The sequence below is a fragment of the Skermanella mucosa genome (genome assembly GCF_016765655.2).
GTDB lineage: Bacteria > Pseudomonadota > Alphaproteobacteria > Azospirillales > Azospirillaceae > Skermanella > Skermanella mucosa.
The window spans coordinates 2,780,939-2,796,245 of the sequence record NZ_CP086106.1 but is presented as its reverse complement, the minus strand read 5'-3'; the positions used below and the strand labels follow the sequence as shown (position 1 = coordinate 2,796,245).

Below are 15,307 nucleotides of genomic sequence, written 5' to 3'. Positions count from 1 at the left end.
AGTCCTACCTTTCCCGTTCCGTCACCCGGGTCGATCAGAGGGTCTGTACGTAATTCAGCGGTGCGAACTCGTATCCCGAGCCTTCGCGGCGGATATGGCCGGCATTGGGCAGGCCCCAATGGTAACCGAACGCCAGGACGCGGTCAGCCGCGATCCGGTCGAGCAGTCTTCGGCGCGTCGCCCGGGCCATATCGGCATCCATGTCAAACACCGCCGACCAGTCGGGGTTCCGCACGAACAGGAACGGGACGTTGGTGGTGTCGGCCAGCGCCATGACCGTTTCGTTGCCTGACGAGATCTGGAGCGCGGTATGGCCGGGCGTATGGCCGTGGGCCTCGACGGCGGTGAAACCGGGGATGATCTCCTCGTCGGATTTGTAGCGCCGGACCCGGTCGCCGAGATCGCCGAAGGTTGAGCGGACCAGTTCGAAAGCCGGCTTCCGTCCGGCCGGCGCCCGGCTCATCTCGCCATCGTCCATCCAATAGGCCCATTCCGCTTCCGGGACCAGGATCTCGGCGTTGGGAAAGGCGAGGCTGTTGTCGGTGCCCTTGATCCCCGAGATGTGGTCGCCGTGGAAATGGGAGATCACCAGGGTGGTGATCGAGGCCGGCTCGATCCCGGCCGCGGCCATGTTCCGACTCATCATGCCGGTGGTCGGCCCCAGCTTGCCGCCGGACCCGGCGTCGAGCAGGACGATCTGGCTGCCGGTATGGACAACCGCCGGAGTGTAGGTGATGCGGAGACTGTCGGTCGGCCTGAACGCGTCCCTCAAAGCTTCCTGCACCTGATCGAGCGGCGCATTGACGACGAACTGGTCGTTCATGGGCCGGGTGCCGTACCCGTCGAACAGGGATGTCACCTCGAACGACCCGACCTTGTAGCGGAAGGCTCCCGGAAGCTGGGCGTTGGCCTGCGGCGGTGCGCCCTGGGCCTGGGCACTGCCGGCGACAAGCGGGCCTGCCGCCGCAGCCGCGGTCATGGCCGCTGCGGTGCCGAGCAGGGCACGACGATTCATTGCTGGTTCTGCCATGGCTTGGTTCCTCCTTCTGTTCGATGGCTGCCGTTTGCTTGCCGATACGGTCATTTAGGTCGATAGGCGCGAAAGTCTCCAGCATTCGTTCAATCGGGGCAACATAGTGAAATGCATCGGGGGCCAGCCTGTTCCCGCACGCCCGGATGAAAGTCGGGCATGCCTGCCATGAAGCTCTTCCCGGATCGGAACCCTGTCCTGATGTCGGACGGGCCGAATAGACTGCGTTCAACCGAAAGTTCAGCGGTTGAAGGAAAAAAGGGAGGATAAATGGAAAAGTTCACGAAGCGGGCGCTTGCGGCCTGCTCGCTCCTGGCGCTGATGGGGACGGCCGCCACGGCACAGACCGGATCGCCCGCGCGGGTCGCGGAGACGACCTACAGGGTCGCCGGCCTGACCACCCCGGCCGAGATCATCGTCGACCGCTGGGGCGTCCCACACCTTTATGCGGAAGATACTTACGACGTTTTCTTCGTGCAGGGCTTCAACGCGGCGCGCGACCGGCTCTGGCAGATCGACCTGTGGCGGAAGCGCGGCCTGGGCGAACTCGCCCGCGATTTTGGCCCGGCCTATGTCGAGCAGGACCGGATGGCACGGCAGTTCCTGTACCGCGGCGACATGTACCGGGAATGGCTGGCGTACGGGTCCGATGCGAAGCGGATCGCCCAGCGGTACACCGACGGAGTGAACGCGTTCGTCACCCTCGCGCGGCAGGACGCCGACCTGCTGCCGATGGAGTTCAAGCTTCTGGGATACCAGCCGTCCTACTGGCTGCCGGAAGACGTGGTGCGCATCCGCAGCCACGGCCTGACCCGGAATCTCGACAGCGAGATCGAGCGCGCCGCCGTGGCCTGCGCCGCCGACCTCGAGACCGACCTGATGCGCCGCAGCCTGGAGGTCGATGCCGAGACGACGGGTTGGGATACGAAGGTGCCGGAGGGGCTCGACCCCTGTGCGATACCGCCCCAGGTGGCGCAGGCGTACAAGCTCGGCACCGGCGGCGTCACCTTCACCAAGGAGAAGCTGGCGGGCGGCCAGCGGGCGGAACTGGAGTTCGAGCGGGAGCCCGAGATCGAGCCGACGGCGCTCGGCAGCAACAACTGGGCTATCGCCCCTGAAAAGACCACGACCGGCAGGGCGATCCTGGCCAACGATCCCCACCGGGCCCATGGCGCGCCGTCGCTGCGCTACATCACCCACCTGAACGGACCGGGCTTCAGCGTGATCGGCGCGGGCGAGCCGTCGCTTCCCGGCATCTCGATCGGCCACAACGGCAAGATCGCCTTCGGCCTGACGATCTTCTCCATCGACCAGGAAGACCTCTACGTCTACGACCTGAACCCGGCCGACCGGTCCCAGTACAGTTACCAGGGCCGCTGGGAGTCCATGGCGACCGTGGCCGACGAGATCCCGGTCAAGGGCCAGTCCGACCGCAAGGTGGGTCTCCGCTATACCCGGCACGGCCCGGTCCTCCACGTGGACGAGGCGAACAACAAGGCCTACGCCGTGCGGGCCGCCTGGCTGGAGCCGGGCATGGCGCCTTACTTCGGCAGCATCGACTATATGCGCGCCGAGAACTGGGACGAGTTCCTGGGAGCCATGAACCGCTGGGGATCCCCGTCGGAGAACCAGGTCTACGCCGACGTCGAGGGAAATATCGGATGGAAGCCGGGCGGGCTGACGCCCGTGCGGCCGAACTGGGACGGGTTGCTGCCGGTGCCGGGTGACGGCCGCTACGAATGGGCCGGCTACCGCGACATGGACGAATTGCCGGTCGAGTACAATCCACAGCGCAACTGGGTCGGAAGCGCCAACCAGAACAACCTGCCGCCCGGTTACCCCAACGCCGAGAAGAAGATCGGCTTCGAATGGACCGACCCGTCCCGGTTCAACCGCATCAGCGAGGTCCTGGACGCCGACCGGAAGTTCGGGCTGGAAGACTCCATGGCGCTCCAGGCCGACACGACCTCGATCCAGGGCCGGCGCGTCACCGCGCTCCTCGACGGGCTTCAGAGCCCCGATGGGGAAGTGGCGGAGGCGCTCCGGCTGCTGACCTCCTGGAATGGCGTGTTGACCGCGGACAGCGCCGCCGGCGCGCTCTATGAGGTATGGTTCATGAAGCACCTGCGGTCCGCGGTGGTCCGCGCGACGGTGCCGAAGGAAGCCGTGGAACTGGTGGATAAAGGCGGCGTCCGGAGCGGCGAACCGGCGGCGATCATCGCGGCGCTCGAACAGCCGGACCAGCGGCTCGGCAGCGATCCCGCCGAAGCGCGGAATGCCCTGCTGCTGGACACCCTGAAGCCGGCGATAGCGGAGGTGAAGGCGAAGCTGGGGCCGGACATGCAGGCATGGCGCTGGGCCGGCCTGCACCATGGCTATTTCCAGCATCCCCTGGCGGCGGTCGTCGGGGATGAGGAAAGACGCCTGCTGGATGTGGGGCCGTTCCCCAAGGGCGGCAGCGGCTTCACGCCGAACGCCACGACCTACCGGACGAGCGATTTCCGGATCACCGCCGGCGGCTCGTTCAAGATGGTGCTCGACGTCGGCAACTGGGACGCCTCGCGCGCGGTCAACACGCCGGGCCAGTCCGGGGATCCGAACAGCCCCCATTACCGGGACCTCGCTCCGCTCTGGCAGCAGGAACAGTATTTCCCGCTGCTCTACAGCCGCAAGGAGATCGAAGGAGCCGCAGCGGAGCGGATCCGGCTGATGCCGTCCAACTGACGGCACTTTACGGCCCGCCGTCCATTGAATCGATGGACGGCGGGTAAAGTCTTGGAGAAGTGACATGAAGATCGACGACCGCATCAGGGAGATGCACGGTGAACTGACCGATTGGCGGCGTGACCTCCATGCCCACCCGGAATTGGGATTCGAGGAGCACCGGACCAGCGACTTCGTCGCGGCCAAACTGGAGCAGTTCGGCCTGGAGGTCCACCGGGGCATCGCGAAGACGGGCGTGGTCGGCGTGCTGCGCGCGGGGCACGGCGGAAACCAGGCGATCGGCCTTCGCGCCGACATGGACGCCCTGCCGATCACCGAGGCCAACGACCTGCCGTACAAGTCGATGGCGCCGGGCAAGATGCATGCCTGCGGCCATGACGGCCATACGACCATGCTGCTGGGTGCCGCCCGCTACCTCGCGGAAACCAAGCGGTTCGACGGGACGGCCTACTTCATTTTCCAGCCCGCCGAGGAAACCGCCGGTGGCGGCCGGGTAATGGTCGAGGAGGGATTGATGGACCGCTTTCCGATGGCGGCGGTCTATGGGATGCACAATTGGCCGGGCATGCCGGTCGGAAGCATCGGCGCCATGGTCGGGCCGGTCATGGCGTCGATGGACACCTTCGAGATCACCGTGACCGGCCTGGGCACGCACGCCGCCATGCCGCACCTGGGCCGGGACCCGATCGTCGCGGGCGCCAACCTGGTCTCGACCCTCCAGACGATCGCCAGCAGGACGATCGCTCCGACCGACGCCGTCGTGGTCAGCGTGACGCAGTTCCACGCCGGGGATGCCTTCAACGTGATCCCGGAGACGGTGAACATCCGCGGCACCGTGCGCACCCTCGACCGCGACGTCCAGGCGGGGATGGAGCCGGCGCTGCGCCGGATCTGCGAGGGGTTGGCCCACGCCCACGGCATCACCATGGACCTGCGATACACCTACGGGTACCCGGTGACGGTCAACACCGCGGCCGAGACCGAGTTCGCGAGGATCGTCGCGGCCCAGGTCGTCGGGTCCGACCAGGTCCGGACCGACCTGGCGCCCAGCATGGGCGCCGAGGATTTCGCCTTCATGCTGGAGCACCGGCCCGGCTGTTATGTCTGGGTGGGCAACGGCCCGACCGACGGCAACCGACTGCTCCACAATCCCCGGTACGATTTCAACGACGACATCCTGCCGATCGGGGTCTCCTACTGGAGCGAACTGGTCGAGCGCGCCCTTCCGGCGCGCGGCTGAGGGAGGTGACCGTGGCGAGACTGCCGAATGAAAGCCGCCGGGACGCGAGCAAGCCTTTCGCGATCTTCACCCTGATCATGCTGCTGGTCATGATCTTCCCCGTCTATGGCTTCGCCAACACCGTCGAGCCCATGATCCTGGGCCTGCCGTTCTCCCTGTTCTGGATCATCGCCTGGATCTGCGTCGAGTTCGTCGGCCTGGTCTGCTTCATCGCGTATGAGTTCACGGGAGGCGACCGCTGATGGAACGGTGGATGATCGCGTTGCTGGCCATGGGCGCGTACTTGGTTTTCGCCTTCCTGGTCGGTTTGCTGGCGGGCCGGGGCCGGTCCTTCTGGTCGGTGTCGGAATATACCGTCGCCGACCGGGGTCTCGGCCTCGTGCTGATGTGGTTCCTGATGGGCGGGACCGTGTTCAGCGCCTTCGCCTTCCTGGGCGGGCCGGGCTGGGCCTATTCCAAAGGGGCGGCATCCTTCTACATCCTGGCCTACACCTGCCTCGGCCTGCTGCCCTGGTACCTGATCGGACCGAAGGTGGCCCGCATCGGCGAGCGCAAGAACTTCTACACCATGGGCGATTTCCTGGGCGACCGCTACCGGTCGCGGGCGATCCAGGTGCTCGTGGGGGTCATCTCCGTGCTGGCTTTCATCCAGTATCTAACGCTGCAGATCAAGGGGATGGCGTACGTCTTCAATGTTCTGACTGAAGACGCGATCCCGATCTGGCTGGGTGCGCTGATCTCCTACGGGATCGTCATCGTCTATGTCGCGACCAGCGGCGTGCGGGGTGCCGCCTGGAGCGACGTGCTGCAGGGCATCCTGATGCTGGTGGTCGCCTGGGTCGTCGGATTCGCCCTGGTCTACCAGTTCCATGACGGTATCGGCGCGATGTTCCGGGGGATCGCCGAAACCCGTCCCGGCTTCCTGACGATCGGCGGCGAAGGGTCGGCGATGTCGCCCATGGCCTATACGACCATCCTGCTGGTCTCGGTGGTGGGGTTCATCATGTGGCCGCACCTGTTCACCAAGTCCTTCACCACGACCGAGAAGAAGATCAAGCAGACGGTGCTGGTCTATCCGCTGTTCGCGATCTTCCTGGTGCCCATCCTGTTCATCGGCTTTTCCGCGATCGGCATCGTCGATCCGTCCGAGCTGTCCGGCCCGGACACGATCCTGCCGCATCTGGTGACCAACGAGCTGGGGGCGAGCGGGCTGGTCTACGGCCTGATCGGCGCCGGGGCGCTGGCGGCCGCCATGTCTTCGGCGGACGCGATTACCCATGGCGGATCAGTGTCTTTCGGCCGTGACATCATCCAGCCTCTCAAGCCCGACCTGTCCGAAAGGGCGCAGATCTGGATCATGCGCCTGTCGGTCGTGGCGATCGGGACGGTGGCCTATTACCTGTCGATCTTCGGGGCCGCCGGGCTGGTCCAACTCCTGGTCGGTGCGTACGGATCGATCGTCCAGTTCGCCCCGGCCGTCTACGGCGCCCTCTGGTGGCGGCGCGGCACGGCCCCGGGCGTCATCGCCGGCCTGGTCGGCGGCATCGCCGTCAACTACTACTTCCAGCTCGTCCAGCCTGCGACGCCGCTGGACATCAATGCCGGTATCCTGGGCCTGATGGTCAACGTCGTGCTCTTCATCGGCGTCAGCATGGTCACCCAGCCGGACGAGGCCGCGGCAGAAGACTACGTCGAGGCCTGATCATCGGCGGGCCGGGCACGAAGACGCCCGGTCCGCCTGTTCCCCATGCTCAATGCGCGCGTTTGCCGGCCCGGCGGCGGGCCAGTATGTTCAGGCTTTCTATCAGAGCGGAGAAGGCCATCGCCGCATAGATGTAGCCCTTCGGCACATGGGCGCCGAAGCCTTCGGCGATCAGGGTCATTCCGATCATCAGAAGGAAGCCCAGGGCCAGCATGACGACCGTCGGATTCCTGGCGATGAAGTTCGCCAGGGGGTCGGCGGCCACCAGCATGACGGTGACGGCGACCAGCACGGCGATCACCATGATCGGGATATGCTCGGTCATGCCGACGGCGGTGATGATGCTGTCGACGGAGAAGACGAGATCCAGCAGGAGGATCTGGCCGATCGCCGCGCCGAATCCGATGCTGCCGCCCTTCTTGTCGAACATGTCCGGCCCCGGATCGGGATCGACGTTGTGGTGGATCTCCTTGGTCGCCTTCCAGACCAGGAACAGGCCGCCGGCGATCAGGATCAGGTCGCGCCAGGAGAAGCCATGGCCGAAGGCGGTGAAGATCGGCTCGGTCAGCTGGACGATGAAGGCGACGGTGCCGAGCAGGCCCAGACGCAGGACCAGGGCGAGGCTGATACCGATGCGGCGTCCACGCGAGCGTTGATCTTCCGGCAGGCGATTCGTCAAAATCGAAATGAAGATCAGGTTGTCGATGCCCAGGACAACCTCCATCGCAATCAGCGTCGCGAGGGCGATCCAGGCCGCCGGATCGGCGGCAAGCGCGAGCAGGTATTCCATCGTCGGCAAGCTTCCCCTGTTGGGTTTCGTTCGTGGGCAGTGACCGCTGATAACGGCCTGACCGCCCCTTCGGATCATGCTTACCGCAAATTTGCTTGCCGCGGATCAGGAAGCCTTGGCCACCTCCGGTTTCGGTTCGGGCTCCGGCCAGAAGCGAACGCCCAGCCGAACAAGCGTGGCGGCATGGTTGATGGCGCAGGTGGTGCCGTCGAGCAGCGGGACTGGAACCTGGTCGCGGATATGGTGGGCGAGGCCGGCAAGGGGGCCACCGCCGAGGATGATCGACCGTACGCCCTCGGTCGCGGCGGCCCTGCGGCAAAGGCCGGCCAAGGTGGCGCCGTGGTCGTGTTGCACGGTGGTCGCCCTTCGGGCGCCGTCCTCCGCGCCGGCGGGCAGGTCGAGCGCATGGACGGCGGAGAGCCTCGCGGCGCAGCCCAGCCGGCGAGCCGCCTGCTCCAGGACCGGTTTCAAGGCAGATCCCAGGGTCACGATCGCGAATCGGCCGCCGCACATCAATGCGGTGAGCATCGCGCTTTCCGCGATGCCGACCACGGGAACCGGCGAGATTTCGCGTGCCGCGTCCAGTCCCGGATCGGAGAACGCCGCGATCACGACGGCGTCGAATCCCGGGGCCAAGCGGGCGACCAGTTCCAGCACCGCTTCGGCGGCCGTCGCCGACTCTTCCGGCGTCTGGATGAAGGAGGAGCCGAAGCGGGCGGACAAGCCGGTGATCTCGATGTCCGGGGTCGCGACGCGCCGCGCCTCGGCCACGATGCTCTCGGTGACGGCTACGGTCGTGTTCGGATTGATGACGAGGACTCTCATGATCTCTCGCGGTCGATTCTCAGGCATCGGGCCGTGTGGTCGGGGGCCGGCTGGAACAGCGGGATATCGGTCTCCCGGCACCGGGCATCGACATATCGGCAGCGCGGCGCGAAGCTGCAGCCGGAAGGCAGGCGGGCGAGGTTGGGCGGGGCTCCGGGGATCGTCTGCAGGCGCTCGCCGCGCGACGCGCCGTGGACGGTCGAGGCGAGCAGCCCCTCGGTGTAGGGATGCAGGCGCCGGCCGATCACGTCGCCGACGGGACCGGTCTCGATGAAGCGGCCGGCATACATGACGGCGACGTCGTCCGCGATTTCGGCCGCCACGCCCATGTCGTGGGTCACGAAGATCACCGCCATGCCCATCTCGCGCTGAAGCTGGCGCAGCAGGACCAGCACCTGCATCTGGACGGTGGCGTCCAGCGCCGTCGTCGGCTCGTCGGCCAGCAGCAGGTCGGGCCGGCAGGACAGGGCCAGGGCGATCATCGCCCGCTGCCGCATGCCGCCGGACATCTCGTGCGGATACGCCTTGAGCCGGCGGGCGGCCGACGGGATCTGCACCAGTTCCAGCAGCTCCAGGGCGCGCTTGTCGGCATCCCGGTAGGACACGCCCTCGTGGCGGACGACCGTCTCGGCGATCTGGCGGCCGATCGTGTAGACCGGGTCGAAGGCCAGCATCGGCTCCTGGAAGATCATGCTGACGACGGAGCCGCGGACCTGGACCAGTTCGCGCTCGGAAAGGGACAGGATATCGCGCCCGCCGATCCGGATGCCGCCGCCATATTGGGTGCGCCTCGGCGGGTGAAGCCGCATCATGGCCTTCAGCGTGACGCTCTTGCCGGAGCCGGACTCCCCCAGGATCGTCAGCACCTTGCCGCGCTCCAGGGTGAAGTCCACCCCGTTGACGGCGTTGATCTCCCCGTCGCCGCCCCGGAATCGGACGGTCAGGCCTTCCACCGACACGAGGGGCGCTTCGGCGGGAGCCGCCACGGGGGCGGCGTCCTGGCGCAGGGCTGCGGTCATGCTACGGCTCCGATCGGCTGGGGGGCGGCCCTGGTGTGGCCGGAACCCGCGATTTCGATGTGGCAGGCGGCGGCGTGGCGTTCGGCGGGACGGATGGTCTCCAGGCGGGGCTCCGTGCGGGCGCAGACATCCTCCGCGAAGGCGCAGCGGGTGCGGAAGCGGCAGCCGGACGGCGGATTGATCGGGTTGGGCGGGTCGCCGGTCAGGGCCGGCGCGGTCGTCCGGCGGGCCGGGTCCATGCTGGGCATGGAGGAGAGCAGGGCGCGGGTATAGGGGTGCCGGGGATCGCCGTAGATGGACTCGACCGTGCCGGTCTCGACCACCTTGCCCAGGTACATGACCAGCACCCGGTCGCTGATGTACTGGACCACGTTGAGGTCGTGGGAGATGAAGATGTAGGTCAGGTCCATCTCGCGCTTCAGGTCGTTCAGCAGGTTCAGAACCTGCGCCTCGACCGACTTGTCCAGGGCGGAGACGGCCTCGTCGAAGATGACCAGGCGGGGCTCCAGCGCCAGGGCGCGGGCGATGTTGACGCGCTGGCGCTGGCCGCCCGACAGCTCGTGCGGATAGCGGCGGACGAACAGGTTGGGGTCCAGCCCGACCTTGGCGAGCAGGGAGCGGGCACGCTCCCGCGCCGCCTTGGCGGGCAGGCCATGGACCTTGGGACCGAAGGCGATCGATTCCTCGATGGTCAGGCGCGGGTTGAGGCTCGCGTAGCTGTCCTGGAAGACCATCTGCATGTTCCGCCGCATGTCCCGGACGGAAATGCCATGCTGCTCGCCGACGCCCTCGCCGTCGAAGATGACGTCGCCCGCGTCGGGCTCGATCAGGCGCATCAGCAGGCGGGCGGTGGTGGACTTGCCGCAGCCGCTTTCGCCCACGACGCCCAGGGTTTCCCCGCGGGCGACCTCAAACGAGACCTCGTCCACCGCCTGCACGGTGGCGACCTTGCGGTTCAGCACGCCGCCCAGGATCGGGAAATATTTCTTCAGATCCTTGACCAGGAGGAGCGGCTGCGCGCTGCCGGGGGCGGAGATCGCCGCGGTCATGATTTCACGTCCATGGCGGCGCGCAGGCCGTCGCTCATCAGGTTGAAGCAGATCGAGGTGATGAAGATCATCACGCCGGGCAGGGCGCAGACCCAGGGATTGACGTAGATCGACTGGCGCAGCGTGTTCAGCATCAGGCCCCATTCGGGTTCGGGCGGGCGGACCCCCAGCCCCAGGAAGCTGAGGCCGGAGGCCAGGATGATCGACACGCTGATCAGCCCGGTTGCGAAGACGAAGACGGGCCCCAGCACGTTGCCCAGCACATGGACGCGGATGATGGTGAAGCTGCCGGCGCCGCTGGCGCGCGCCGCCTCCACGAAGTCCAGGTTGCGGACGCTGGTGGTCACGCTCTCGGCGACGCGGGTGATCGGCGGGATGAAGACGATGGTCAGGGACACGATGCTGTTGACCAGCCCTGCGCCCAGCGCCCCGGAGATCGCGATGGCGAGCAGGACCGAGGGAAAGGCGTAGAACACGTCCACCGTCCGCATGATCACCATGTTGACCTTGCCGCCGACGAATCCCGCCACGATGCCGAGCAGGCTGCCGATCACCAGGGCGTTGATCACCGGGGTGATGCCCATCAGGAGCGACAGCCTCCCGCCATGGATCAGCCGGCTCAGCATGTCGCGGCCGAGCTCGTCGGTGCCCAGCGGGAAGCCCGGCGTCCCGATATCCTTCAGGCGGCGGATCACGCTGGTCTTGTAGGGGTCGGCCGGCGCGATCCACGGCGCGAAGACGGCGGACAGGATGATGACGGCGAGGACGACGAGGCAGAGGATCGTCGTCCAATCGCCGCTCAGCCGGCGGAAGACGGTGCTCCAGTAGCCGCGCGACGTGACCGGAGCGTCGGGGACCAAACCCGGCAGTGTGGTTTCGGCCATGGGTCAGGCCCTCTTGATGCGGGGATCGACCGCCGTCTGGATCAGGTCCACGACGACGTTGAGGAAGACGAAGAAGAGCGCCAGCACCAGGATGGTGCCCTGGAGCATCGGGATGTCGCGGCGGAAGATCGCGGTGTTCAGCAGGAAGCCGGTGCCCGGCCAGGAGAAGACCGTCTCGATCAGGATCGACCCGCCCAGCAGATAGCCCAGCTGGAGCCCCATGACGGCCAGCACGGTCGGGGCGACGTTGCGGATGACGTGGCCCAGGACATGGCGTTCGGACAGGCCCTTGGCGCGGAGCGCCTGGACGAATTCCTGGTTAAGGACCTCCGCGACGGCGGAGCGGGTGGTGCGCATCACGATGCCGATCGGGATCACTGCCAGGGTGATCGCGGGCAGGATCAGGTGCCTCATGTGGTCCCAGTCCCAGGCCCAGTCGGTCGAGCCGCCGGGACCCATGCCGACCGCGGGCAGCGCGTTCATCTGGACCGAGAAGACGATCACCAGCACCATCCCGAGCCAGTAGTGCGGCACGCTGATCCCGGCCACGGCGATGGCGGTCGCGGCCTTGTCCATCGCCCGCCCCTGGTTGTAGCCGGCGACGAAGCCCAGCACGGCGCCCAGGGTGAAGCCGACGAGGGCCGCGCAGAGCGAGAGCAGGATCGTGTTGCCCACGGCCGACATGACCTCCGCCGCCACAGGCTGGCCGGAGGCCACGGAATTGCCCAGGTCCCCGGTGACGGCGCGGCCGAGCCAGAGCGCGAACTGGACCGGCAGCGGCTTGTCGTAGCCATAGTCGGCGCGGAGCCGCTCGACCACTTCCGGAGGCGCGTCGGCGGGGGCGATGGCGCTGATCGGGTCACCGGGGGCGAGATGGACCAGCAGGAAGATCATCAGCGACACGCCGAGCGCGATGGGCACGGAATAGAGCAGCCGTCGTATCAGGTAGGAGATCATGGCGCGGCCTTCCTGGATCGGGGCGGCGCGGCGCCGCCCCGGCCCGTCACTCGACGGTGATGGAGGAGAAGTTCTGGTACCAGTTCTGCGCCTGGACGAAGCCCTTCACCTTGGGCGACATGGCGCGCGGGGCCACGTCGTGGGTGACGTAGAGGAACAGGGCGTCGTTGACGAACTTCTCGTGGACCTGCTGCAGAGCCTTGGCCTGCTCGGCCGGCTCGAAGGTGGTCTTGGCCTTCAGGAACAGGGCGTCCATCTCCGGATCATTGTACCAGCCCCAGTTGGTGCCGTTCGGAGCGGTCAGCCGGCTGTCCAGGTGACGGATGAAGCCGGTGAACGGGTCCTGGATGAAGTAGCTGAAATTGATGGAGTGGGCGCCCTTGACCTGGTCCGACTTGGCGCCGGCCCGCCACAGGTTCACCATGGTGTTCCACTCGACCACCTCGAACTCGACATTGATGCCGACTTCGCCGAGCGTCTGCTGGATGTATTCGTTCATGGGAAGCGGCTGCATCTGGCCCGACCCGCTGGCGGAGATCAGCGCCTTGACGGTGACCGGCTTGTCCGGACCGTAGCCGGCCTCGGCCAGCAGCTCCTTGGCCTGCTCCGGGTCGTAGGTGATGTCGAACTCGGGCTTGCCGAACCACTGGCTGCCGGGCAGGACATGGCCCTTGGCCGGCACCATCATGCCGCCCAGCAACTCGCTGAGCCCCTCGCGGTCCACGGCCAGGTTGGCGGCCTTGCGGACGCGGATGTCGTTCCAGGGCGAGCCCTCGACCCGGCTGAGATGCCAGGTCCAGTTATGCGGATAGCCGTTGGAGGTGATCTGGAACCCGGCCGATTTCAGGCTGGGGATCGCGTCGGGGGCGGGGGCCTCGATCCAGTCCACCTGGCCGGAGCGGAGCGCCGAGGTGCGGGTCGCCGCTTCCGGGATCGGCACCAGGATCAGCTTGTCCAGCTTGGGCACGCGGGTTTCGTCCCAATAGTCCTTGAACGGCAGCATCTCGGCGCGCTCGCGCGGGGTCCACGAGACGAGCTGCCACGGCCCGGTGCCGGAAGGCTTCTCGCCGAACTTGACCCAGTCCTTGCCGACCGCATCCCAATGGGCCGGGCTTGAGATCAGGATCCAGGCGAGCTGGTAGGGCAGGAAGGCGTCGGGCTCCTTGGTGGTCACCTCCAGGATATGGTCGTCGACCGCCCGGTAGGAGGCGACCGCCGGGATGCGGCTGCGGCCCTGGGCCGCCTGCTTGGGGTCGTACTGGGGCGACTTGTCGTCGAGCAGCTTGTCCAGGTTCCAGACCACGGCCTGCGCCGTGAAGTCGGAGCCGTCGTGGAACTTGACGCCCTCACGCAGCTTGAAGGTCCATTTGGTCTTGTCGGTGGCGTCCACCGCCCACTCCGTCGCGAGGCCGGGGACGAGTTCGGACGGCTTGTCGGCCGAAGTCAGGTCCCAGTTCACCAGCGCGTCATAGACTGTATAGCCCATGAAGCGCTGGCCCTCGCCGCCCTGGTCGGTCTGGCCGGTGGTCAGCGGGATGTCCGCCAGCGTCATGCCGATCCTCAGGGTACCCTGGGCATTGGCGAAGCCTGGCGCCGTCAGCGCCGTCGCGACCGCCGCCGCGGCCATCAGTCTCTTCATCGTGCTCATGCGCAAAAGTGCCTCCGCCCCGTTTCAGGTCCGATTTGTCGCAGGGCTTGTTCAAGATCGGTGCCAGGGAGGTGGCGCTTGGCGATTGGTCGAACTGACTGTTCGCAACGCTTCGTTTCATGCTCAAAAATACGGCAGTGTGTCGGCGGTGCCCAAATGACCGGCAGCACATTCGGCTGGCAGATGTTATCCAGGGAAGACTTGTCGAAGATTCCGAAGGAATGCGCACCGATGCCGATCGAGATCCCGAACCGTGACGACCACTCAGACCTGAGGGACGCCGTGCGCGCCCTGTGCGCGGACTTCCATGGCGCCTATTGGCGGCGGATCGACGAGGAGCGGGGATATCCGGAGGAGTTCGTCACCGCCCTGACGCGGGCCGGATGGCTGGCGGCGCTGATCCCCGAGGAATACGGCGGCTCGGGCCTCGGGCTGACGGAGGCGTCCATCGTCATGGAGGAAATCAACCGGTCCGGCGGTAATTCCGGTGCCTGCCACGGGCAGATGTACAACATGTCCACGCTCCTGCGGGCGGGTAGCGAGGAACAGAGGCGCCGGTACCTGCCGGGCATCGCGTCGGGAGACCTCCGCCTGCAATCCATGGCGGTAACCGAGCCGACGACAGGGTCGGACACGACGAAGCTTAAGACGACGGCGGTCCGAAAGGGCGACCGCTACGTGGTCAACGGGCAGAAGGTATGGACGTCGAGGCTCCAGCACTCGGACCTTATGATCCTGCTGGCCCGGACGACGCCGCTGGATCAGGTGGCGAAGAAGTCGGAGGGGCTGTCGGTCTTCATCGTTGACCTGGCGGAAGCGGTCGGCAAGGGGATGACCGTCCACCCGATCCGCAACATGGTGAACCACGAGACCAATTCCGTCTTCTTCGACGACCTGGAGATCCCTGCCGAGAACCGTATCGGCGAGGAGGGCCGGGGCTTCCGCTACATCCTGGAAGGCCTTAACGCCGAGCGCGCGCTGATCGCGGCGGAGTGCATCGGCGACGGCCGCTGGTTCGTCGAGAAGGCATCGGCCTATGCCGGGGAGCGGGTGGTATTCGACCAGCCGATCGGCCGGAACCAGGGCATCCAGTTCCCGATCGCCCGCGCCCACGTGGACGTGGAGGCGGCCAGCCTGATGCGCTTCACGGCCTGCCGCCTGCACGACGCCGGCCAGCCCTGCGGCGCAGAGGCGAACATGGCCAAGCTGCTGGCGGCCGACGCCTCCTGGGCGGCGGCCAACGCCTGCCTCCAGACCTTCGGCGGGTTCGGCTTCGCGGCGGAGTACGACGTGGAGCGCAAGTTCCGCGAGACCCGGCTGTACCAAGTTGCGCCGATCTCGACCAACCTGATCCTGGCCTATGTCGGCGAGCACGTGCTGGGCATGCCGCGATCGTACTGAAATGAAGGAAGGGCGCGTGTCCGCGGCAAGGATCGGGC

At 66.8% G+C, this 15,307-nt stretch carries 13 protein-coding genes; 5 read left to right on the top strand and 8 right to left on the bottom strand.

The genetic code is table 11. The features are described from left to right. Positions 1-34 precede the first annotated feature (34 nt). Positions 35-1,030, bottom strand: a complete 996-nt coding sequence (locus JL100_RS12725; protein WP_202679503.1) for an MBL fold metallo-hydrolase — start codon at positions 1,028-1,030, stop codon at positions 35-37. Between the two features lie 270 nt (positions 1,031-1,300). Between JL100_RS12725 and JL100_RS12720 the strand changes: the two genes are divergently transcribed. From JL100_RS12720 to JL100_RS12705, 4 genes are all read left to right on the top strand, one after another. Further along, a complete protein-coding gene (locus JL100_RS12720; protein ID WP_228421225.1) occupies positions 1,301-3,754 on the top strand; it encodes a penicillin acylase family protein in 2,454 nt (817 codons plus the stop codon). A 64-nt stretch (positions 3,755-3,818) separates the two neighbouring features. Next, entirely contained in the window at positions 3,819-4,994 is a 1,176-nt protein-coding gene (locus JL100_RS12715; RefSeq protein ID WP_202679504.1) for a M20 aminoacylase family protein, read from the top strand. An 11-nt stretch (positions 4,995-5,005) separates the two neighbouring features. Further along, positions 5,006-5,236, top strand: coding sequence for a hypothetical protein (locus tag JL100_RS12710; protein ID WP_202679505.1), 231 nt, complete (start codon positions 5,006-5,008; stop codon positions 5,234-5,236). Next, positions 5,236-6,696: a sodium:solute symporter family protein gene (locus JL100_RS12705; protein WP_202679506.1), complete on the top strand. Its 1,461-nt coding sequence runs from the start codon at positions 5,236-5,238 to the stop codon at positions 6,694-6,696. Before JL100_RS12710 ends, JL100_RS12705 begins: the two co-directional genes overlap by 1 nt. A 49-nt stretch (positions 6,697-6,745) precedes the next feature. On the opposite strand, the gene JL100_RS12700 is transcribed toward JL100_RS12705, so the two are convergent. From JL100_RS12700 to JL100_RS12670, 7 genes are all read right to left on the bottom strand, one after another. After that, entirely contained in the window at positions 6,746-7,486 is a 741-nt protein-coding gene (locus JL100_RS12700; RefSeq protein ID WP_202679507.1) for a TerC family protein, read from the bottom strand. 105 nt (positions 7,487-7,591) lie between these two features. Then, the gene (locus JL100_RS12695) at positions 7,592-8,311 is read right to left on the bottom strand and encodes an aspartate/glutamate racemase family protein (RefSeq protein WP_202679508.1); all 720 of its coding nucleotides are present in this window, start codon (positions 8,309-8,311) and stop codon (positions 7,592-7,594) included. Beyond that, entirely contained in the window at positions 8,308-9,330 is a 1,023-nt protein-coding gene (locus JL100_RS12690; RefSeq protein ID WP_202679509.1) for an ABC transporter ATP-binding protein, read from the bottom strand. The genes JL100_RS12695 and JL100_RS12690 overlap by 4 nt, the downstream gene beginning before the upstream one ends. Continuing rightward, positions 9,327-10,379: an ABC transporter ATP-binding protein gene (locus JL100_RS12685; protein ID WP_202679510.1), complete on the bottom strand. Its 1,053-nt coding sequence runs from the start codon at positions 10,377-10,379 to the stop codon at positions 9,327-9,329. Before JL100_RS12685 ends, JL100_RS12690 begins: the two co-directional genes overlap by 4 nt. Further along, positions 10,376-11,263, bottom strand: coding sequence for an ABC transporter permease (locus JL100_RS12680; RefSeq protein WP_202679511.1), 888 nt, complete (start codon positions 11,261-11,263; stop codon positions 10,376-10,378). The genes JL100_RS12685 and JL100_RS12680 overlap by 4 nt, the downstream gene beginning before the upstream one ends. Positions 11,264-11,266: 3 nt before the next feature. Beyond that, positions 11,267-12,220, bottom strand: coding sequence for an ABC transporter permease (locus JL100_RS12675; protein WP_202679512.1), 954 nt, complete (start codon positions 12,218-12,220; stop codon positions 11,267-11,269). A gap of 46 nt (positions 12,221-12,266) precedes the next feature. After that, positions 12,267-13,868 carry an ABC transporter substrate-binding protein gene (locus tag JL100_RS12670; protein WP_228421224.1) on the bottom strand — a complete coding sequence of 534 codons (1,602 nt, stop codon included), beginning with the start codon at positions 13,866-13,868 and terminating at the stop codon, positions 12,267-12,269. A 231-nt stretch (positions 13,869-14,099) separates the two neighbouring features. Between JL100_RS12670 and JL100_RS12665 the strand changes: the two genes are divergently transcribed. Continuing rightward, the gene (locus tag JL100_RS12665; protein WP_202679513.1) at positions 14,100-15,269 is read left to right on the top strand and encodes an acyl-CoA dehydrogenase family protein; all 1,170 of its coding nucleotides are present in this window, start codon (positions 14,100-14,102) and stop codon (positions 15,267-15,269) included. Positions 15,270-15,307 lie beyond the last annotated feature (38 nt).